Raw genomic sequence first — 19,800 nt, 5'->3', positions numbered from 1 at the left:
ATAATATAACGTCCCGGCATGGTTCCCGCCGCGTCCCCAGCCCATCATCACGACCATGCTCATCGCCATTCCCATGATCACGGGCATTCGCACGGACACGATCACAGCCACCCGCTTAACACCCACGCCCATGTCCACGATGCGGCCTCTCCGCATCCGGCTCAGGCGGCGCACTGGTCGATCCTGCGCATGACGATGGCCGCCCGCCTCGCGGCCGCGCTCGCGGTCTGCGCCGTGCTCTGGGGCGTGGTCTTCCTGGCAATGAGGTGACCATGGCGGCGCTGCATTTTCACAACGTTACGCTCGGCTATGACCGCCATCCGGCCGTGCACCATCTCAATGGTGAGGTCGCGCCGGGTGCGTTGCTGGCCGTGATCGGCCCGAACGGCGCCGGCAAGTCGACGCTGCTGCGCGGCATCGTCGGCATCCTCAGGCCGCTCGACGGCAGCATCCATCTCGGCGGGCTCGACAGCCGCGATATCGCCTATCTGCCGCAGAGCGCGGAGATCGACCGCAGCTTCCCGATCTCGGTGCTGGACTTCGTTGCCACCGGTCTGTGGCGTGGGACCGGCCTGTTCGGCGGCATCGGCAAGGCGGCGCGCGAAAAGATCCTCCGCGCCATCGCTTCCGTTGGCCTCAACGGCTTCGAGAACCGCCCGATCGGCACACTCTCGGGCGGCCAGATGCAGCGCGTGCTGTTCGCGCGCGTACTGCTCCAGGACGCGCGGCTGATCGTGCTGGACGAACCCTTCAACGCCATCGACAGCAAGACCACGGCCGATCTGCTGACGCTGGTGAAGCACTGGCATGGCGAGGGCCGCACCGTGCTCGCCGCACTGCACGACATGGAGATGGTGCGCACCCATTTCAGCGAGACGCTGGTGCTGGCGCGCGGCCCTGTGGCGTGGGGGCCGACGGCGGAGGTGCTGACGCCGGAAAACCTGCTGGTCGCGATGCGGATGTGCGAAGCCTTCGACGACAGCGCCGCCGCCTGCTCGGCCGATGATGCCCGCTCACGGGCGGCTTGATATCCGATGCTCTATGACGCGCTGATCGGCCCGTTCACCGAATTCGAGTTCATGCGACGTGCGCTTGCGGCCGTCATCGCGCTGTCGCTCGCGGGTGCGCCGATCGGCGTGTTCCTGATGTTGCGGCGGATGAGCCTGGTCGGCGACGCCATGGCACATGCAATACTTCCCGGCGCCGCTGTCGGTTTTCTGCTCTCAGGTCTCAATCTGTTCGCGATGACGGCCGGAGGCCTGATCGCAGGTTTTGCCGTTGCGATCCTCGCAGGCCTCGTCGCGCGCTCGACCGGGTTGAAGGAAGATGCCTCGCTCGCGACCTTCTATCTGGCATCGCTGGCGCTGGGCGTGACGATCGTCTCGATCAAGGGCACCAATATCGACCTGCTGCACGTGCTGTTCGGCAATATTCTCGCGATGGACGACCAGACGCTGCTGGTCGTCGCCTTCAACGCCACGGTGACGCTGCTGGTGCTCGCGGTGATCTACCGGCCGCTGGTGATCGAAAGTGTCGATCCCTTGTTCTTGCGCACCGTGAGCCGGGCTGGCGGGCCTGCGCATCTCGCTTTCCTCGCGCTGGTCGTGATCAACCTCGTCAACGGCTTTCAGGCGCTCGGCACGCTGCTCGCGGTCGGTCTGATGATCCTGCCGGCCGGCATCGCGCGGTTCTGGTCGCGCGATCTCACCGTCATGATTTGCATCGCGGTCGTCGCTGCCGCCGTCTCCGGCTATGCCGGCCTCGTGCTGTCGTTCCAGACCCGTGTGCCCTCGGGCCCTGCGATCATTCTGGTGGCGAGCGCGCTTTACACCGTCTCCGTCCTGTTCGGCCGGGTCGGCGGCGTCGTCAGGCAGCTGTTTCCCGGCCGGCATCTGGAAGCGTGATAGCGATGCGGCGCATCCTGCTTTGTGTGCTTTTGCTGATTGCCTCGCCGCTGCACGCCGCGGAGCAACTGAAGGTCGTCGCGAGCTTCTCGATCCTCGCCGATTTCGTCCGCAATGTCGGCGGCGACCGGATCAATCTGACGACGCTGGTCGGGGCCGACAGCGACGTCCACGTCTACACGCCCGCGCCAAGCGATGCGAAGCGGATCGCGGACGCAAAGCTCGTCGTCGTCAACGGGCTTGGTCTCGAGGGTTGGCTGCCGCGCCTCGTGCAGTCCTCGGGAAGCAAGGCGCAGGTGGTCACCGCGAGCGCGGGCATCGCGCCGCTCAAGCTCGGCTCTGCCGCAGACCCGCATGGCTGGCAGTCCGTCCCCAACGCCAAAATCTACGTCACCGACATCGCCGATGCGCTGGCTACGGCCGACCCAGATGATGCGGAGTTCTTCCGCGCCCAGGCCAAGGCCTATCTGGAAAAGCTCGAAACGCTCGACCGCGAGGTCCGCGAAGCCGTGGCCAAAATCCCGCAGGAGCGGCGCAAGGTGATCTCGACCCATGACGCCTTCGGGTATTTCGCCGCCGAATACGGCGTCAGGTTCATCGCGCCCTTGGGCGTCTCGACGGAAACCGAGCCCAGCGCGCGGGACATCGCCACCATCATCGGCCAGATCAAGGCCCAAAAAATCCCGGCCGTGTTCCTGGAAAATATCAGCGACGACCGGCTGATCCGGCGGATCGCGGCGGAGACCGGCTCAAAAGTCGGTGGGACCCTGATTTCGGACGGTTTGACCGGCGAAAAGGGGCCTGCACCCACTTACATTGATATGGTCAGGCACAATATAAAGGCCCTGACCAGCGCGCTTGACCACTAGGGCAGGGGCCACCCCGCCTCGCGTCGCGCGAAAAGCCCGAAGTCCGGAGTTGTTATGTCTGAAGCGACCGCCCCAAAAATTCCCGTGACCGTCCTGACCGGCTATCTCGGTGCCGGCAAGACCACGCTGTTGAACCGCATCCTGTCGGAAAACCACGGCAAGAAGTACGCCGTCATCGTCAACGAGTTCGGCGAGATAGGCATCGACAACGACCTCATCATCGGCGCCGATGAGGAAGTGTTCGAGATGAACAACGGCTGCATCTGCTGCACCGTGCGCGGCGATCTCGTGCGCATCATGGAAGGCCTGATGAAGCGCAAGGGCAAGTTCGACGCCATCATCGTCGAGACCACCGGTCTTGCCGATCCGGCACCGGTGGCCCAGACCTTCTTCGTCGACGAGGACGTGCAGAAGAACGCGCGCCTTGACGCGGTCGTCACGGTTGCGGATGCCAAGTGGCTGTCCGACCGTCTCAAGGATGCACCCGAGGCCAAGAACCAGATCGCCTTTGCCGACGTCATCGTGCTGAACAAGACCGATCTCGTCACCAAGGCCGAGCTTGCCGAGGTCGAGGCTCGCATCCGCGCCATCAACCCCTATGCGAAGCTGCACCGCACCGAGCGCTGCTCGGTGGCTTTGGCGGACGTGCTCGACCGCGGCGCTTTCGACCTCGACCGCATCCTCGACATCGAGCCGGACTTCCTGAATGCCGAGGATCATGACCACGACCATGATCATCATCACCACGGTCACGACCATCATCACGATCATGATCATGATCACGGCCACGGCCTGAAGCACTATCACGACGAGGACATGCAATCGCTGTCGCTCAAGACCGACAAGCCGCTTGATCCGAACGTGTTCATGCCCTGGCTCCAGAACCTGGTGCAGGTCGAGGGCGGCAAGATCCTGCGCTCCAAGGGCATCCTCGCTTTCCACGACGACGACGACCGCTACGTCTTCCAGGGCGTCCACATGATGCTGGAGGGCAACCACCAGCGGAAGTGGAAGGACGGCGAACCGCGCGAGAGCCGCCTCGTCTTCATCGGCCGCGAATTGCCGCAAGATCTCATTCGCCAAGGTTTTGAGAGCTGCATCGTCTCGTGATGAAAGAGTTTACGCCGCCCGCCGATTCCGCCTCGATCGTCTCCGTCACCGAGCGCGTCAAACCGCTCGCGCTCGGGATGGTCGTGACCTCCGTGCATTTCCTTGGGCCCCGCGCTGCCTTCGTCGGCGGCGAGGAGAACGTCGCGTTCGTGGATGGCCAGGGCGAGATCAGCAAGGTCGCCGTGCACAGCGGCGGCATTCTCTCGGCCGCCTCCGACGGCAAGCGCCTCATGATGGGCGGCGACGATGGAAAAGTCGTATCGCTCGACGCCAAGGGCGAAGTGACGCTGCTTGCCACCGACCCGAAGCGGCGCTGGATCGATGCGGTAGCGCTGCATCCGGACGGTGCCTACGCCTGGTCGGCCGGCAAGACTGCTTTCTTCAACAGCGGCAAGAGCGAGGAGAAGTCGCTCGAGGTGCCCTCGACCGTCGGCGGCCTCGCGTTTGCGCCGAAGGGCCAGCGTCTCGCGATTGCTCATTACAACGGCGCGACGCTGTGGTTTCCCAACATGGCGGGATCGGCGGAATTCCTGCCCTGGGCCGGCTCGCATCTCGGCGTCACCTTCAGCCCGGACAACAAATTCCTGGTCACCACGATGCACGAATCGGCGCTGCACGGCTGGCGGCTTGCCGACAACAGGCACATGCGCATGACCGGCTATCCCGGCCGCGTCCGCTCGATGTCGTGGAGCGCGGGCGGCAAGGGGCTCGCGACTTCGGGCGCCGACACCGTCATCATATGGCCGTTCGCCAGCAAGGACGGCCCGATGGGCAAGGAGCCTGCGATGCTCGCGCCGCTCCAGGCGCGCGTGTCGGTCGTTGCCTGCCATCCCAGGAACGACATCTTCGCCGCCGGCTATAGCGACGGCACCGTGCTGATGGTGCGTCTGGAGGACGGCGCCGAGATCCTCGTCCGCCGCAATGGCACCCCGCCGGTGGCCGCGCTCGCCTGGAATGCCAAGGGGACGCTGCTGGCGTTTGCCGACGAAAATGGCGACGGCGGCCTGCTCGAGCTTTAATCTGTCATCGTTCCGACCGTAGATGGGGCCATGCGGTTTCTGACGACCTTCCAGCTCGCTGACTTCGCGGACACGCTGGTCAGCCTGTTCACGGCCTTCGTGCTGGGCACGCTGATCGGTGCCGAGCGGCAATACCGGCAGCGCACCGCGGGCCTGCGTACCAACGTGCTGGTCGCGGTCGGCGCCGCCGCCTTCGTCGATCTCGCCATGCACCTGACCGGCGCCGACGGCGCGGTGCGGGTGATCTCCTACGTTGTCTCGGGCATCGGCTTCCTCGGCGCCGGCGTCATCATGAAGCAGGGCATGGACGTGCGCGGGCTCAATACCGCGGCGACGCTGTGGGCTTCGGCCGCGGTCGGCTCCTGCGCCGGCGCCGACATGGTCGCGCAGGCCGCGGCGCTCACCGTCTTCGTCATTGCCGGCAACACCATGCTGCGGCCGCTGGTCAACGCCATCAACCGCATCCCTCTCAACGAGAAGACCTCCGAGGCGACCTATTACTTCAAGCTCGCGGTCGCACCGGACGCCTTGCCCGAAATGCGTGACCGGCTCGTTGAGAAGCTCGAGGGCGCAAAATATCTGGTGGCCGATATCGAAATGGTCGAAACCGGGGATGATCTGATCGAGATCGTGGCAAAGCTGGTCGCGAGCGCCGTCGATCCAAACGAGCTGAATGCAGTGGCCACCGATCTCCAGCACCTGCCCGGCGTCCGCCACGCCACCTGGGAAGTCAGCACCACGGACTGAGCGCGGCGATTGGGCGCGCAGCCGCCGAGTTCCCGCACCACGGGCAGGGAACCGCGGACCGGCGATTTCGTTGATCCCACGGACAAAGGCGGTGATCGACATGCCCGGCCAATATGACAAGCGCAGACTGAAGCTCGACCTGATGGTTGCCTGCTCGCTGTTCGCAGCAGGAGTTGTGGTCTCGGGCATGTCGCTGGCGCAAATCCGCGCCGAGACCCGGATGCAGACGGCCCAGGCGACGCAGCCCCTTCAGGGCACGCCGTCTGACGATCAGAACAAGCCCGCGGAAGCCAAGCCCGGCGGCGACCGGCCGACCACGCCCGCCCCAGAGCCGGCGCGACCCGACCCGCAGACGCAGGGCGCTGCCGGTGCGCCTAAACCAGCATTGCCGCCGGCGCCAGCCGAGAAGATCGCGCCGCCGATCGAGAGGAAGTAGCTAACTGCCAGTTGTGGCGTCATGGCCGGGCTTGTCCCGGCCATCCACGTTCTTGGAATCGCGAGAAAGAAAGTGCGCGGATGCCCGGGACAAGTCCTGGCATGACGGCATGATCACCGCACCAAAACGTTCCGAAACTGCCAGGGATCGCTGGTGTCGATATCTTCCGGAAACAGTCCAGGACGATCCGTCAGCGGGGTCCAGTCGGTGTAGAAACCCTTGACCGGCCCGAGATACGGCAACTGAATTTCCAGCAGACGGTCGAAATCCATCTCGTCGGCTTCGACGATGCCCTCGTTCGGGTTTTCCAGCGCCCACACCATGCCGCCGAGCACGGCGGAGGTCACCTGCAGGCCGGTGGCGTTCTGATAGGGCGCGAGCTTGCGGGTCTCCTCGATGGAGAGCTGCGAGCCGAACCAATAGGCATTGTTGTCATGGCCGAACAGCAGCACGCCGAGTTCGTCGATGCCGTCGACGATTTCGTTCTCGTCGAGGATGTGGTGCTTTTCCTGCATCTTAGCGGCGCGGCCGAACATTTCATGCAGCGACAGCACGGCATCGTCAGCCGGATGATAGGCATAGTGGCAGGTCGGACGATAGACCGCCGTGCCCGATGCGTCGCGCACCGTGAAATAGTCCGCGATCGAGATCGACTCGTTGTGGGTGACAAGGAAGCCATACTGCGCGCCGCGGGTCGGGCACCAGGTGCGCACGCGGGTATTGGCGCCGGGCTGCATCAGATAGATGGCGGCGCCGCAGCCGGATTCGTGGGTGCGCGCATTCTCGGGCATCCATTTTTCGTGGGTGCCCCAGCCGAGTTCTGATGGCTGCACGCCTTCCGACAGGAAACCTTCCACCGACCAGGTGTTGACGAAGACATCGGGCTCTTTCGGCTTCTTGGAGCGCTGGGTGTCGCGTTCGGCGATGTGGATGCCCTTGATGCCGGCCTGTCGCATCAAGTCCGCCCATTCGGCTTTGGTCTTCGGCTTGGGGGCATTGAGCTTCAGGTCAGCGGCGACGTTGAGCAGCGCCTGCTTGACGAAAAACGAGACCATGCCGGGATTGGCGCCACAGCAGGAGACCGCTGTCGTCGAGCCTGCAGGGCGCGCCTTCTTGGCGGCCAGCGTTGCTTCGCGAAGGGCGTAATTGGAGCGCGCTTCCGGGCCTTTCGAGGAGTCGAAATAGAAGCCGAGCCAGGGCTCGTTGACGGTGTCGATATAGAGAGCGCCGAGCTCGTTGCAGAGCTCCATGATGTCGGTTGAACCGGTGTCGACCGAGAGATTGACGCAAAAGCCCTGGCCGCCGCCCTCAGTGAGCAGCGGGGTCAGCAACTCCCGATAATTGTCCTTGGTCACGCCCTTCTGGATGAAGCGCACATTGTGCTTCTCGCAATGAGCCTTGCGACCCTCGTCCTTCGGATCGATCACGGTAACGCGCGACTTGTCGTAATCGAGATGCCGCTCGATCAGCGGCAACGTGCCTTTGCCGATGGAGCCGAAGCCGACCATGACGATGGGACCAGTGATCTTCGCGTAGATCTGCGAGGCGGGGCTCATGGGATGGTTTCTCCGGAACGTGCGGGCGAACAAATGGTGAGGGATGGCTCAGGCGCTGCGGCGCTTGGCAGTGGCTTCGATTTCGACCTTCATCTCGGGCCTGTAGAGCGCCGAGACGACGAGAAGCGTGGCGGCCGGGCGGATCTCGCCGAGGACTTCGCCGCAGACCGCGAAATGCGCGTCCGCATCCTTGATGTCGGTGAGGTAGTAGGTCACGCGGACGATGTCGGCCATCTCGAAGCCACCCTCCTTCAGGGCAGCTTCGATGGTCTTGAAGCAGTTGCGTGACTGGTTCGTGACATCGGCCGGCATTGTCATCGTGGTGTAGTCGTAACCGGTGGTCCCCGCGACGAAGGCGAACTCGCCGTCGATCACGGCGCGGCTGTAGCCGGCGGTCTTCTCGAACGGGGAGCCGGTGGAAATCAGGCGGCGGGACATTGGTCGTGGGCCTCGACTGAAGGGGGCGTTTGGCGGGTTAAAGGGCGTTTCTCAGGCCCGCGCAACCCTAAAGCAAAGGGCACGCGCGAGCATCTCCGCTCGGCGCGGCTTCGGTATCGCCATCATGGCAATCCCTTACGCCGCGCGCGCCTCGAGGCCGCGAACTACCCTCCGTTTGGGTAGGGCCGCGCCAGTCGGGACGATCATCCCCTCGGCGCCATCCAGCGCACCGGCATGGAATTCGATCGCCAGCAGGCGGTCGCGCTCGAACGGACCGGGCAGCGACAGCTCGCCGGTGTTGGCGGCGGAGAAGCCGAAGCGGGCGTAATAAGGGGCATCGCCGAGCAGGATCACGGCGGCATGCCCGCGCGCCCGGGCGGCAGCCAGCGCTTGTTGCATCAGCGCGGCGCCGATCCCGAGCTCGCGGCAGGCAGGGTCCACCGCCAGCGGTCCGAGGACCAGAGCGGGCCTGCCTCCGGCGCTGACGTGCCACAGCCGCACGGTTCCCACGAGCTTCCCCTCGCGCATCGCGGTCAGCGCGAGGCCGGCTGCGGGTGCGCGTCCGTCACGCAGGCGCTGGCAGGTGCGGCCATGGCGGTTCTCGCCAAAGGACGCATCGAGCAGCGCTTCACGCATCGCAACGTCGGCCGCACGCTCCGCACGGATCGCGAACGGAGCGGCTTTCGAGGTGGGATCAACCTGTGTCTTTCGAAGAGCAGTCATGGCGCGTCAGTCCCCGCTTGAAACGGACGTGCCCAAAGCACGCCGGTCCAAGGCGTCGTCAGAAATCGAAATGTCAGGGAGGGAGCCGGCAAGCCGGCTCCCGGGTTCGTCAGGCCTCGGAAAGAGAGGCGATCAGATATGGTAGGTCTTCAGCGGCGGGATGCCGTTGAACGCCACCGCCGAGTAGGTCGACGTATAGGCCCCGGTGCCTTCGATCAACAGCTTGTCGCCGATCTCGAGCGTCACCGGAAGCGGATACGGGTTCTTCTCGTACAGCACGTCGGCGCTGTCGCAGGTCGGGCCCGCGAGCACGCACGGCGTCATGTCCGCACCGTCATGCGGGGTGCGGATGGCGTAACGGATCGACTCGTCCATGGTCTCGGCGAGACCGCCGAACTTGCCGATGTCCAGATAGACCCAGCGCACCTCGTCTTCGTCGCTCTTCTTCGAGATGAGCACGACTTCGGACTCGATGATGCCGGCGTTGCCCACCATGCCGCGGCCCGGCTCGATGATGGTCTCCGGAATCTGGTTGCCGAAGTGCTTGCGCAGCGCGCGGAAGATCGAGCGCCCGTAGGTCACCACCGGCGGCACGTCCTTCAGGTACTTGGTCGGGAAACCGCCGCCCATGTTGACCATGGTCAGGTTGATGCCGCGCTCGGCGCAGTCGCGGAACACCTGCGAGGCCATCGCCAGCGCACGGTCCCACGCCTTCACCTTGCGCTGCTGCGAGCCGACATGGAAGGAGATGCCGCACGGCTCCAGGCCCAGACGCTTGGCAACGTCGAGTACGTCGACGGCCATCTCCGGGTCGCAGCCGAACTTGCGCGACAGCGGCCATTCGGCGCCGGCGCAGTCGTAGAGGATGCGGCAGAACACCTTTGCGCCGGGCGCGGCACGGGCGATCTTCTCGACCTCGGCGGTGCAATCGACCGCGAACAGCCGAATGCCGAGCGCGAAGGCGCGAGCGATGTCGCGCTCCTTCTTGATCGTGTTGCCGAAGGAGATGCGGTCGGGCGTCGCACCGGCGGCCAGCGCCATCTCGATCTCGGCGACCGTCGCGGTGTCGAAGCAGGAGCCCATGGAGGCGAGCAAAGTCAGCACTTCCGGCGCCGGGTTCGCCTTGACGGCATAGAACACGCGGCTGTCGGGCAGCGCCTTGGCAAAGGTCTGGTAATTGTCGCGCACGACTTCGAGGTCGACGACGAGGCACGGTTCGGTGTCGAGGCCCTCGCTGCGGCGGTTGCGCAGGAATTCCTGGATACGGTCGGTCATAGCACTCTCCCAAACGGCCCAGCGACGGGGATCCGTTCAAAAAATGACGTCGGATAAGAGCGCTCCGGCCAGATCGCGCGATGGAGGCGCGACGAGCCAAAGACTCACATCAGACTGTGCTGCCGTGGATTGGTTGGGAATGTTCCCGCCCGCACACCTGGCAATGAAGGACAAGCCTTTTCAGTAGCCCGCGCCGGCGTTGGACTGCCGGTAGAGACCAAAAAAGCCCGATCCGTCGTTGCTTTAAGTCGCGTCCCCCGTTGAGAGCGGGGTGCGCCGGTTCGCCTCCGGCTGCCAGTCACGGTTGCAAAGAGCAAAGTCACCTTCGACAAGGCATCTCTTTGAGAGAGATGCTGGACGCTCCGGGTTTGCTTTCGTCTTCCGGCTATGAGCCTTCCGACTTCCACACTTCCGAAGAGCCCCTCGGCTTCTTCACCCCTTGGCGGCTGTCCGGCCTCTTGTCCGGATACCTACCGACTGACACACGACCACAGGCACGTGCGAAATTGGGCAATCCGCACATAAGTGTTTTGACTCTGCTTCGCAAGAGATTTTTTAGACTGCGAACAGAATTGCCTAACATCTGCTTGCGCAGTGTTGCGCGAGCGACGCGGAAGATGAACGCGCGTTAAGTTTTCTGCGCGCGTGTCTCTCGCACGCGAGGAAGTGTCAGCCGCGCTTCGTGAACGGCTCGACGCGCTGAGCGGCGCGGATGAAGGCAGTCATCACGAGCACGCCGAGTGCAAACAGTGCGGCCTGAAGGATGTGCGTGCCCTGCTCGCCCAGCCCGAACAGGATCGCGAGCGCCCAGCCGCCGGCAAACGCCGCGCCGAACACCTCGGCGCCGATCAGGATGGCGGCGCTGATGACGGTGATGACGCTCGGCCAGACGATCCGACGGGAAGACGAGGAGGTCGCGTTCATGAGCTCAGGGGTCCTAGGCTTGGAGGGCCGCAATCTCCCCGAAAAGGCAGCCGGGAGCAAGGGCAAATGGCCCAAAAAAGCCCCATCGCGTGCTATAGCTGGCCGCAACAATCGAGCCACAAATCGGGACTTGTAATGTCAGAACCCCGCCAAACTACGGACTCCGAGACCAACCCGCTGCTGAAGGCGTGGGTGACGCCGTTTGCGACCCCGCCCTTCGACGAGATCAAGCCGGAGCACTTCCTCCCGGCCTTCGAGCAGGCCTTCGCCGACCACTCCGCCGAGATCGCAGCGATCACCAACGACCCGACCGCGGCCGACTTCGCCAACACCATCACGGCGCTGGAGCGCTCGGGCAAGCTGCTGAGCAAGGTCGCGTCGGTCTTCTACGACCTCGTCTCGGCGCATTCCAACCCGGCCATCCTGGAGATCGACAAGGAGGTTTCCTTGCGAATGGCGCGGCACTGGAATCCGATCATGATGAACGCCGTGCTGTTTGGCCGCATCGCCCAGCTGCACGAGAACCGCGCCAATCTCGGTCTGACGCCGGAACAGCTCCGCCTGCTCGAGCGCACCTACACCCGTTTCCACCGCTCCGGCGCCGGCCTCTCCGAAGAGGCCAAGACGCGGATGGCGGAGATCAACGAGAGACTCGCCCAGCTCGGCACCAGCTTCAGTCATCATCTGCTCGGCGACGAGCAGGAATGGTTCATGGAGCTCGGCGAAGCCGACCGCCAGGGCCTGCCGGAGAGTTTTGTCGCCAGCGCCAAGGCTGCGGCAGAAGAACGCGGCATGGCCGGCAAGGCCATCGTCACCCTGTCGCGCTCCTCGGTCGAACAGTTCCTGAAGAGCTCGGCCCGGCGTGACCTGCGCGAGAAGGTCTACAAGGCTTTCACCGCGCGGGGCGACAACGGCAATTCCAACGACAACAACGCGACCATCGTCGAGGTCCTGAAGCTGCGCGAGGAAAGCGCCAATCTCCTGGGTTACCCGACCTTCGCGGCCTACCGGCTCGAGGATTCCATGGCCAAGACGCCCGAAGCGGTGCGCGGCCTTCTGGAGCGGGTCTGGAAGCCCGCCCGGGCGCGGGCGCTCGCCGACCGCGACGACATGCAGGCGCTGATCACCGAGGAGGGCGGCAATTTCAAGCTCGCCTCCTGGGACTGGCGCTTCTATGCCGAAAAGCTGCGCCTTCAGCGCGCCAATCTCGACGACGCCGCGATCAAGCCGTATCTCGCGCTCGACCACATGATCGCCGCCGCCTTCGACTGCGCCACGCGCCTGTTCGGCGTCACCTTCGAGGAGCGCAAGGACGTGCCGGTCTGGCATCCGGACGTCCGGGTTTGGGAGATGAAGGGGCGGGACGGCAAGCACAAGGCGCTGTTCTATGGCGACTACTTCGCCCGGCCATCGAAACGCTCTGGCGCCTGGATGACCTCGCTGCGGGACCAGCAGAAGCTCGACGGCGAGGTCGCGCCGCTGATCCTCAACATCTGCAACTTCTCTAAGGGCGCGGATGGGGAACCCTCGCTGCTGTCGCCCGACGACGCCCGCACCCTGTTCCACGAGTTCGGCCACGGCCTGCACGGCATGCTCTCCAACGTGACCTATCCGTCGCTGTCGGGCACCTCCGTATTCACCGACTTCGTCGAATTGCCCTCGCAGCTCTACGAGCACTGGCAGGAGCGACCGGAGGTGCTGCAGCAGTTCGCCCGCCACTACCAGACCGGCGAGCCGCTGCCGGACGATCTGCTGCAACGGTTCCTGGCCGCGCGAAAATTCAACCAGGGTTTCGCCACCGTCGAGTTCGTCTCCTCGGCGCTGATCGATCTCGAATTCCACACCCAGCCGGCCTCCGCCGCGCAGGATGTCCGCGCCTTCGAGAGACGCGAGCTGGAAAAGATCGGCATGCCCGAGGAGATCTCGCTGCGTCATCGGCCGACGCAATTCGGTCACATCTTCACCGGCGATCATTATGCCGCCGGCTATTACAGCTACATGTGGTCTGAGGTGATGGACGCCGACGCCTTCGGTGCATTCGAGGAAGCCGGCGACATCTTCGATCCGGCCGTCGCAAAACGTCTGCACGACGACATCTACTCGAGCGGCGGATCGGTCGATCCGGAAGCCGCCTATGAGGCCTTCCGCGGCCGGCCGCCGGAGCCGGACGCGCTGCTGCGCCGCCGCGGCCTGCTCGACGCTCCGAAGGCGGCCTGAGGGCATGCGCGCCCTGTTCGGGCTGCTGCTCGCTGTCGCCCTGTCGCTCGCGGCAGGCGCGGCGCAGGCGCATCCGCATGTCTGGATCACCGCGACCAGCGAGCTGCTCTACGCCGAGGACGGCACCATCACCGGCGTGCGCCACGCCTGGACGTTTGACGACATGTTCTCGGCCTATGCGGTGCAGGGGCTCGAGAGCAAGGCCAAGGGCGCCTACACCCGCGAGGAGCTGGGTCCACTGGCGCAGACCAATGTCGAATCGCTGAAGGAATATGCCTACTTCACCTTCGCGCGAGCCGACGGCAAGAAGGAGCGATTCCAGGAGCCGGTCGACTACTTCCTCGACTACAAGGATACGGTCCTGACCCTGCACTTCACGCTGCCCCTGAAGAACCCGGTCAAGTCCAAGCAATTGGTGCTCGAAGTGTTCGACCGCTCCTTCTTCATCGACTTCCAGATGGCCAAGGACAATCCGGTCAAGCTGGTCGGCGCGCCCGCCGGCTGCCAGATGAAACTTGACCGGCCGAGCGACGGCACCGCGAGTGCTCAGAAGCTCAACGAGCAGACTTTTATGAACGGCGAGAATTCCAATTTCGGCATGATGTTCGCCAACAAGATCACGGTGGATTGCCCTTGAAGCCGCAACTCACGCCCATGGCACGCGGGCTCGCTGTCTGCGCCGGCGTTCTTCTCGTCGTGGGCGTGACCGATGCTGCGCTCCACGATCTCCTCGCGCAGAACCCGTTCGGCGCGCCGCGTTCGCCACAAGCTGCCCAGCCCGAGGCCGGCGGCTTGATCGGCTGGCTGTTGGCAAAACAGTCGGAATTCTATCGCCAGATGTCGGCGACCATCCGCGCGGCGAAGTCCGATGGCTCCGCGGTGTGGACGCTGCTCTTCATCTCGTTTGCCTATGGCATCTTCCACGCGGCTGGTCCCGGGCACGGCAAGGCGGTGATCGCCTCCTATCTCGTCGCCAATCGCGAGACCGCCCGGCGCGGCATCGTGCTGTCGTTTGCCTCCGCGTTGATGCAGTCGCTGGTGGCCATCCTGATCGTCGGCATCTCGGCCTGGGTGCTGAATGCGACCGCCAAGACCATGTGCAAGGCGGAAGGCGCGATCGAGATCGCAAGCTACGCGCTGATCGCGCTGTTCGGCCTGCGCCTGGTCTGGGTCAAAGGCCGCACTTTCATCCGTACGCTGCAGGCGGTTCAGCCGGTGCCGGCGATCGCGGGCGTGCCGCATGATCACCACCATCACGATGCGCACGATCATCATGGCCACGATCACGCCCAGGCCCATCATCACCACGAGCATGACCACGTTCACGACGAGCATTGCGGCCATTCCCACGGCCCCACGCCGAGCGAACTCGCCGGCCCCGGTGGCTGGGGACGCGGCTTTGCCGCGATCCTGACCGTCGGCATCCGCCCCTGTTCGGGCGCGATCCTGGTGCTGGTGTTCGCGCTGGCCCAGGGCCTGTTCTGGGCCGGCATTGCCGCGACCCTGCTGATGGGGCTCGGCACCGCGATCACGGTCGCGGCCATCGCTGTGGTCGCCGTCTCCGCCAAGGACATCGCCGCCCGCCTGAGCGCCGGACGCGACGGCAGCCGCGCACTGTTCATGCGCGGCATCGAATTCGCCGCCGCCGGCGTCGTGCTGCTGTTCGGCGCGGGTCTGTTGTTGGGCTACATCGCGGCCGAACGGACGACGTGTTTCTGAGTTTTTCCCTCACCTTCTCCCGCAAGGGGAGAAGGAAGGAAAGGTGTCACACCGGCAAGAACTGCTTCAACGCTGGCATGAAGAAGATCCCGAGATTGATCGCAAAGCCGATGCTCCAGAGAATGGAGCGCAGCGTCGGGCGGTTGCCGAGATAGGTCAGCACATAGGCGATCCGTACGATCAGGAACAGCACCGCGAGCTCGTCGATCAGGCGCTGCGGCGAATCCCTGTATTCGGCGAGCAGCACCGCAAAGGCGAAGAACGGAAAGGTCTCGATGCCGTTCTGATGCGCGCCGAGCGCGCGCTGAGCGATGGCGTCCTCGAAGAAGGCTGGATCGCGCGGCCGCGAATTGTCGAAGCCGCGAAATCTGATCCATTTGATCGAGACGATCGTTAAGAGATAGAGCAGAAGCGCCCCGAAAACGCACCATTCCGCCAGCGTCATGGTTCTCCCCCTGTGTACTGACCCTAGCGAAACCGCCCCAATCTTGACAAGTTCAGAACAACGCGCGACGCAACGGATCATGATGACAATCGCTCCCAGCCAGGCCGCGATGCCGGCCACGCAGACCGCCCCCTCGCGCGTCGGTGTGCTCCTGGTCAATCTCGGCACGCCCGATACCGCCGACGCGCGCGGCGTGCGGGTCTATCTGAAGGAGTTCCTCTCGGACGCCCGCGTCATCGAGAATCAAGGCTTGATCTGGAAGGCGGTGCTGAACGGCATCATCCTGCGCACCCGCCCCCGCGCCAAGGCACGCGACTATCTCAAGATCTGGAACACCGAGAAGAACGAGTCGCCGCTCAAGACCATCACGCGCTCGCAGAGCGACAGGCTCGCGGCCATGCTTTTGGACCGCGACCAGGTCACGGTGGAGTGGGCGATGCGCTATGGTAATCCTTCGATCAAGTCGGGCATCGATGCCCTGATTGCGAAGGGCTGCGATCGCATCCTTGCCGTACCGCTCTATCCGCAATATTCGGCTGCGACATCCGCCACCGTCTGCGACGAGGTGTTTCGCGTGCTTGCGCGGCTGCGCGCGCAGCCGACGCTGCGGGTGACGCCGCCTTACTACGAGGATGAAGCCTATATCGAGGCGCTCGCCACCTCCATCGAGACGCATCTGGCGAGCCTGCCCTTCAAGCCGGAGCTGATCGTCGCCTCATTCCACGGCATGCCGAAGGCCTATGTCGACAAGGGCGATCCCTATCAGAGCCAATGCGTCGCGACCACCGAGGCGCTGCGCCGCCGGCTCGGCATGGATGAGACAAAGCTGCTGCTGACCTTCCAGTCGCGGTTCGGATTCGACGAGTGGCTGCAGCCCTACACCGACAAGACCATGGAGCGTCTGGCGAAAGAGGGCGTGCGCCGCATCGCGGTGATCACGCCGGGTTTTTCCGCCGACTGCCTCGAGACGCTGGAGGAGATCGCGCAGGAGAATGCCGAGATCTTCAAGCACAATGGCGGCGAGCAGTTTTCCGCGATCCCCTGCCTCAACGACAGCGACCCCGGCATGGATGTGATCCGAACGCTGGTGCTGCGCGAGCTCCAGGGCTGGATCTAGTGAGCCTGGATCCGAGGAGCGCCCCATGAACCGCCGCGAGGTTCTGGCGCTTCTTGGGGTGATTGCGGCGCTGCCGGCCTCGGTGCTGGCGCAAACGAATGCGGCGCGCCGGCTCGGCGTGCTCTCGGTGACTGCGGCCGACGATGCGATCGGTCAGACGCGTAGCGCGGTCCTGGTCGAGGCGCTTGCCGGCCATGGCTGGAAGGAGCACGACAGCCTCAAGATTGATTGGCGCAACGGCGGCGGCGACCGCGCACGGATCGCGCAATTCGCCGACGAACTCGTGGCGCTCAAGCCCGACATCCTGCTTGCGGTCGGCACGCCCTCGGTCGAGGAGCTGCGCCGGCGCACGACGACCATCCCGATCGTTTTCGCCGTCGTCACAGATCCTGTCAGCCAGGGCTTTGTCCAGAATCTCGCCCATCCCGGCGGCAATGTCACCGGCTTCACCGATTACGACGGCCCGCTGGCCGGCAAATGGCTGGAGATGCTGACGCAGGTCACGCCAAAACCGTCCCGTGTCTTGGTCGTCTACAATCCCGCCACCGCGCCGTTCGCGCCGCTGATGCTGCGTACGATCGAGGACGCCGGCCGCGCGCTCGATGTGACGGTGGAGCCCGTGCCGGTCCATGACACGGCCTCGATCGCCGCCCTGGCCCTACGGAAAGACGGCGGCCTACTGGTGCTGCCGGACTTCTTCACCATGTCCAACCGTGCGCTTCTGCTGGCGGCGATCAATGAAGCGCGCGTGCCGGCGGTGTTCTGGAGCCGCACCTTCGTCGACGAGGGTGGCTTGATGTCCTACAGTACCGATAGCGCCGAGCAGCTCCGCCGCGCCGCCTCCTATATCGATCGCATCCTGAAGGGTGCGCGAGCGGCCGACTTGCCGGTCCAGAATCCCACCACGTTCGAGCTCGCGATCAACTTGAAGACGGCCAGGGCGATCGGCGTCACACTTCCGCCGAGCCTGCTCGCAACCGCGAACGAGGTCATCGAGTAGGATTCGGCTGCGACCGCCGGCGTGGCTGGATTCGTTAACGTCGTCGCTAGGTTTGCGCCAGCACGCTTTCAAGAGCCCCTCGCAAATACATAATCGCGACCATTCCCTCTCCCGGCGTCTTGTGTAGAATCCTGCCGATGCCGAGATCATCCACGACTGCTGAACACTGAATCCTTTACTGAACGCTTTACTGAACCCCTGGGGTCGTGATCCCGACCAATGACAGCGCGGAAAAGGCCTTTCCCGACGATCCTTTCCGCCTTGGAGGAAATATGAGCGGTTTCGACATTTTCGCAATTGTGCTGGTCTTGCTGGTCATCGTCACGCTGGTGGCCGGCGTGAAGACGGTACCGCAGGGCTATGACTGGACCATCGAGCGGTTCGGCAAATACACCCAGACGCTGAGCCCCGGGCTCAATCTGATCGTGCCCTATTTCGATCGCGTCGGGCGCAAGATCAACATGATGGAGCAGGTGATCGACATCCCCGAGCAGGAGGTGATCACCAAGGACAACGCCACCGTCACGGTCGACGGCGTCGCCTTCTTTCAGGTGTTCGATGCCGCCAAGGCGAGCTACGAGGTTTCCAACCTGACGCAGGCCGTTACCGTGCTGACCATGACCAACATCCGTTCGGTGATGGGTTCGATGGATCTCGACCAGGTGTTGTCGCACCGTGACGAAATCAACGAGCGCCTGCTGCGTGTGGTCGATGCCGCTGTCTCGCCCTGGGGCCTCAAGGTCAATCGTATCGAGATCAAGGACATCGTGCCGCCGGCAGACCTCGTCGAAGCCATGGGCCGACAGATGAAGGCCGAGCGCGTCAAACGCGCCGATATCCTCCAGGCCGAAGGTGCACGCCAGTCCGAGATCCTGCGCGCCGAGGGTGCCAAGCAGGGCCAGATTCTCCAGGCGGAAGGTCGCCGCGAGGCCGCCTTCCGCGACGCAGAAGCACGCGAGCGGTCGGCGGAAGCCGAGGCCAAGGCGACGCAGATGGTCAGTGAAGCCATTGCCAAGGGCGACGTCGCGGCGCTGAACTATTTTATCGCCGACAAGTATATCAAGGCGTTCGGCCAGTTCGCGGACTCTCCGAACCAGAAGATCATCATGCTGCCGATCGAAGCCACCAGCATGCTCGGCTCGCTCGCCGGCATCGGCGAGATCGCGAAAGCCACGTTCGGCGAGAGCGCGGCATCCGCGGTTGCCGCCGCTCGTCGCGGGGCGGTGCCGACGACCGGCAGCACGCCGCCAGCGGTGCCGCCGCGGCAGGGGTAAAGCGCATGCCCCGGAAAAGTGGACACCGGTTTTCCGACAAGGGCATGCGCCATTTCAAAGAGGTCGTGTCATGACCGACATGTTCGTATCGCTCGGCACCTGGAATTGGCTGATCTTCGGCTTCATCCTGATGGCGCTGGAGGTGCTGGCGCCGGGCGTGTTCCTGTTCTGGCTCGGGCTCGCCGCGCTGCTGGTCGGGCTGATCTCGTTCGGAGTAGCGATATCCTGGCAGATCCAGCTCGTGATGTTCGCGATCTTCGCCGCCGCCGCCGTGCCGGTATGGCGCCGGCTCGCCCGGCCGAAGCCGGATGCAATTGCCGCCAGCCCCTTCCTCAACAAGCGCGCGGATGCGCTCCTCGGCCGCGAGTTCACGCTGGAGAAGCCGATTGTCGACGGCAACGGCACCATGCGCATCGGCGACACCGTCTGGCGCGTCGCAGGTCCTGATACGCCGGCGGGCACGCGTGTGAAGGTGGTGCAGGTCGACGGTGCGAATCTGACGGTGGCGGCGGCTTAGGTCGCCGTCATTGCGAGCGAAGCGAAGCAATCCAGAATTTTTCCGCGGCGACAGTCTGGATTGCTTCGCTTCGCTCGCAATGACAAGCTTGTCGGGACGGCATCGCCAGACTTACGCGCCGCTCTTGCTTCGCCACCGCTCCGCGAACCTATGCAGCGGCATGAACGTCTCGCACAATTCCCGCCCCAGCGCCGTCAGCCCGTAACCGCTGGCTTCGCCGAGCTCCACGAACCCGGCCTCGCGCAAATCGTCCAGCCGCGCCTGCAGCACCGTCGGCGAGGCCTCGTCGCAGGCCCCTCGCAATGCGCGCGAGGTGAGGGGGGCGTCGCGCAATTCCCACAGGATTCGCAGGCTCCAGCGTCGTCCCAGGAGGTCAAGCAGCACCATGACCGGCCGCCCGGTGCGCGAGCTACGGACGCCGCGCGATCTCGAAGTGGTCTGTTTCGCCATCGCCGCCCTCTTGCGTGATGCTACAAATAGTGTAGCGTAATGCTACAATAAATGTAGCAA

The 19,800-nt window shown here is 64.4% G+C and carries 22 protein-coding genes; 15 read left to right on the top strand and 7 right to left on the bottom strand.

The annotated features are described in order from the left end of the window. The first annotated feature begins 18 nt into the window (after positions 1 to 18). The 8 genes from IVB48_RS25980 (at position 19) to IVB48_RS25945 (ending at position 6,085) form a co-directional block, all read left to right on the top strand. The gene (locus IVB48_RS25980; RefSeq protein WP_247404209.1) at positions 19 to 270 is read left to right on the top strand and encodes a hypothetical protein; all 252 of its coding nucleotides are present in this window, start codon (positions 19 to 21) and stop codon (positions 268 to 270) included. Positions 271 to 272: 2 nt separating this feature from the next. Next, positions 273 to 1,028: an ABC transporter ATP-binding protein gene (locus IVB48_RS25975; RefSeq protein WP_027565554.1), complete on the top strand. Its 756-nt coding sequence runs from the start codon at positions 273 to 275 to the stop codon at positions 1,026 to 1,028. A gap of 6 nt (positions 1,029 to 1,034) precedes the next feature. Further along, positions 1,035 to 1,904 carry a metal ABC transporter permease gene (locus IVB48_RS25970; protein WP_007597190.1) on the top strand — a complete coding sequence of 290 codons (870 nt, stop codon included), beginning with the start codon at positions 1,035 to 1,037 and terminating at the stop codon, positions 1,902 to 1,904. A gap of 5 nt (positions 1,905 to 1,909) precedes the next feature. Beyond that, entirely contained in the window at positions 1,910 to 2,773 is an 864-nt protein-coding gene (locus IVB48_RS25965; protein WP_247404206.1) for a metal ABC transporter substrate-binding protein, read from the top strand. Positions 2,774 to 2,827: 54 nt separating this feature from the next. Then, positions 2,828 to 3,883: a GTP-binding protein gene (locus IVB48_RS25960; protein WP_247404203.1), complete on the top strand. Its 1,056-nt coding sequence runs from the start codon at positions 2,828 to 2,830 to the stop codon at positions 3,881 to 3,883. Beyond that, complete coding sequence (locus IVB48_RS25955; protein WP_247284730.1) at positions 3,883 to 4,902, top strand: WD40 repeat domain-containing protein; 1,020 nt, start codon at positions 3,883 to 3,885, stop codon at positions 4,900 to 4,902. The genes IVB48_RS25960 and IVB48_RS25955 overlap by 1 nt, the downstream gene beginning before the upstream one ends. A 30-nt stretch (positions 4,903 to 4,932) precedes the next feature. Continuing rightward, positions 4,933 to 5,649, top strand: a complete 717-nt coding sequence (locus tag IVB48_RS25950; RefSeq protein ID WP_247284729.1) for an MgtC/SapB family protein — start codon at positions 4,933 to 4,935, stop codon at positions 5,647 to 5,649. A 100-nt stretch (positions 5,650 to 5,749) separates the two neighbouring features. Next, positions 5,750 to 6,085 carry a hypothetical protein gene (locus IVB48_RS25945; protein WP_247284728.1) on the top strand — a complete coding sequence of 112 codons (336 nt, stop codon included), beginning with the start codon at positions 5,750 to 5,752 and terminating at the stop codon, positions 6,083 to 6,085. A gap of 113 nt (positions 6,086 to 6,198) precedes the next feature. On the opposite strand, the gene IVB48_RS25940 is transcribed toward IVB48_RS25945, so the two are convergent. From IVB48_RS25940 to IVB48_RS25920, 5 genes are all read right to left on the bottom strand, one after another. Beyond that, on the bottom strand, positions 6,199 to 7,641 hold the full coding sequence (locus tag IVB48_RS25940; RefSeq protein ID WP_247404200.1) for a homospermidine synthase: 1,443 nt from the start codon (positions 7,639 to 7,641) through the stop codon (positions 6,199 to 6,201). A gap of 48 nt (positions 7,642 to 7,689) precedes the next feature. Beyond that, positions 7,690 to 8,079, bottom strand: coding sequence for a RidA family protein (locus tag IVB48_RS25935; RefSeq protein WP_247284726.1), 390 nt, complete (start codon positions 8,077 to 8,079; stop codon positions 7,690 to 7,692). 135 nt (positions 8,080 to 8,214) lie between these two features. After that, the gene (locus tag IVB48_RS25930) at positions 8,215 to 8,802 is read right to left on the bottom strand and encodes an N-acetyltransferase (protein WP_247284725.1); all 588 of its coding nucleotides are present in this window, start codon (positions 8,800 to 8,802) and stop codon (positions 8,215 to 8,217) included. 132 nt (positions 8,803 to 8,934) lie between these two features. Further along, a complete protein-coding gene (locus IVB48_RS25925; protein WP_027565545.1) occupies positions 8,935 to 10,077 on the bottom strand; it encodes a type III PLP-dependent enzyme in 1,143 nt (380 codons plus the stop codon). A gap of 669 nt (positions 10,078 to 10,746) precedes the next feature. Beyond that, the gene (locus IVB48_RS25920; protein ID WP_007597166.1) at positions 10,747 to 11,001 is read right to left on the bottom strand and encodes a hypothetical protein; all 255 of its coding nucleotides are present in this window, start codon (positions 10,999 to 11,001) and stop codon (positions 10,747 to 10,749) included. Between the two features lie 135 nt (positions 11,002 to 11,136). Here IVB48_RS25920 and IVB48_RS25915 point away from each other — a divergent pair, with 135 nt between their 5' ends. Genes IVB48_RS25915 through IVB48_RS25905 form a run of 3 tightly spaced genes read left to right on the top strand, consistent with a single transcriptional unit; the run spans position 11,137 to position 14,937 of the window. Continuing rightward, entirely contained in the window at positions 11,137 to 13,218 is a 2,082-nt protein-coding gene (locus tag IVB48_RS25915; protein ID WP_247404197.1) for a M3 family metallopeptidase, read from the top strand. Positions 13,219 to 13,222: 4 nt separating this feature from the next. Further along, the gene (locus tag IVB48_RS25910) at positions 13,223 to 13,855 is read left to right on the top strand and encodes a DUF1007 family protein (protein ID WP_247404194.1); all 633 of its coding nucleotides are present in this window, start codon (positions 13,223 to 13,225) and stop codon (positions 13,853 to 13,855) included. Then, a complete protein-coding gene (locus IVB48_RS25905) occupies positions 13,852 to 14,937 on the top strand; it encodes a nickel/cobalt transporter (protein WP_247404192.1) in 1,086 nt (361 codons plus the stop codon). Before IVB48_RS25910 ends, IVB48_RS25905 begins: the two co-directional genes overlap by 4 nt. A 46-nt stretch (positions 14,938 to 14,983) precedes the next feature. Here IVB48_RS25905 and IVB48_RS25900 read toward each other — a convergent pair whose 3' ends face one another. Then, positions 14,984 to 15,382 (bottom strand): MAPEG family protein, encoded by a 399-nt coding sequence (locus tag IVB48_RS25900; RefSeq protein WP_027565541.1) that lies wholly within the window; start codon positions 15,380 to 15,382, stop codon positions 14,984 to 14,986. 79 nt (positions 15,383 to 15,461) lie between these two features. On the opposite strand from IVB48_RS25900, the gene hemH reads away from it, so the two are divergent. From hemH to IVB48_RS25880, 4 genes are all read left to right on the top strand, one after another. Continuing rightward, on the top strand, positions 15,462 to 16,499 hold the full coding sequence (hemH, locus tag IVB48_RS25895) for a ferrochelatase (RefSeq protein ID WP_247404187.1): 1,038 nt from the start codon (positions 15,462 to 15,464) through the stop codon (positions 16,497 to 16,499). 25 nt (positions 16,500 to 16,524) lie between these two features. After that, a complete protein-coding gene (locus IVB48_RS25890; RefSeq protein ID WP_247404184.1) occupies positions 16,525 to 17,499 on the top strand; it encodes an ABC transporter substrate-binding protein in 975 nt (324 codons plus the stop codon). A gap of 272 nt (positions 17,500 to 17,771) precedes the next feature. After that, a complete protein-coding gene (locus IVB48_RS25885) occupies positions 17,772 to 18,773 on the top strand; it encodes an SPFH domain-containing protein (RefSeq protein WP_247284718.1) in 1,002 nt (333 codons plus the stop codon). A gap of 70 nt (positions 18,774 to 18,843) precedes the next feature. After that, a complete protein-coding gene (locus tag IVB48_RS25880) occupies positions 18,844 to 19,290 on the top strand; it encodes an NfeD family protein (RefSeq protein WP_007597152.1) in 447 nt (148 codons plus the stop codon). Between the two features lie 111 nt (positions 19,291 to 19,401). Here the strand turns inward: IVB48_RS25880 and IVB48_RS25875 are convergent, their stop codons facing one another. Next, entirely contained in the window at positions 19,402 to 19,740 is a 339-nt protein-coding gene (locus IVB48_RS25875; RefSeq protein ID WP_247404181.1) for a helix-turn-helix domain-containing protein, read from the bottom strand. Positions 19,741 to 19,800 lie beyond the last annotated feature (60 nt).

The organism is Bradyrhizobium sp. 76 (assembly GCF_023073025.1).
Taxonomy (GTDB): Bacteria; Pseudomonadota; Alphaproteobacteria; order Rhizobiales; family Xanthobacteraceae; genus Bradyrhizobium.
This window is presented reverse-complemented; position numbering and strand designations above follow the sequence as displayed.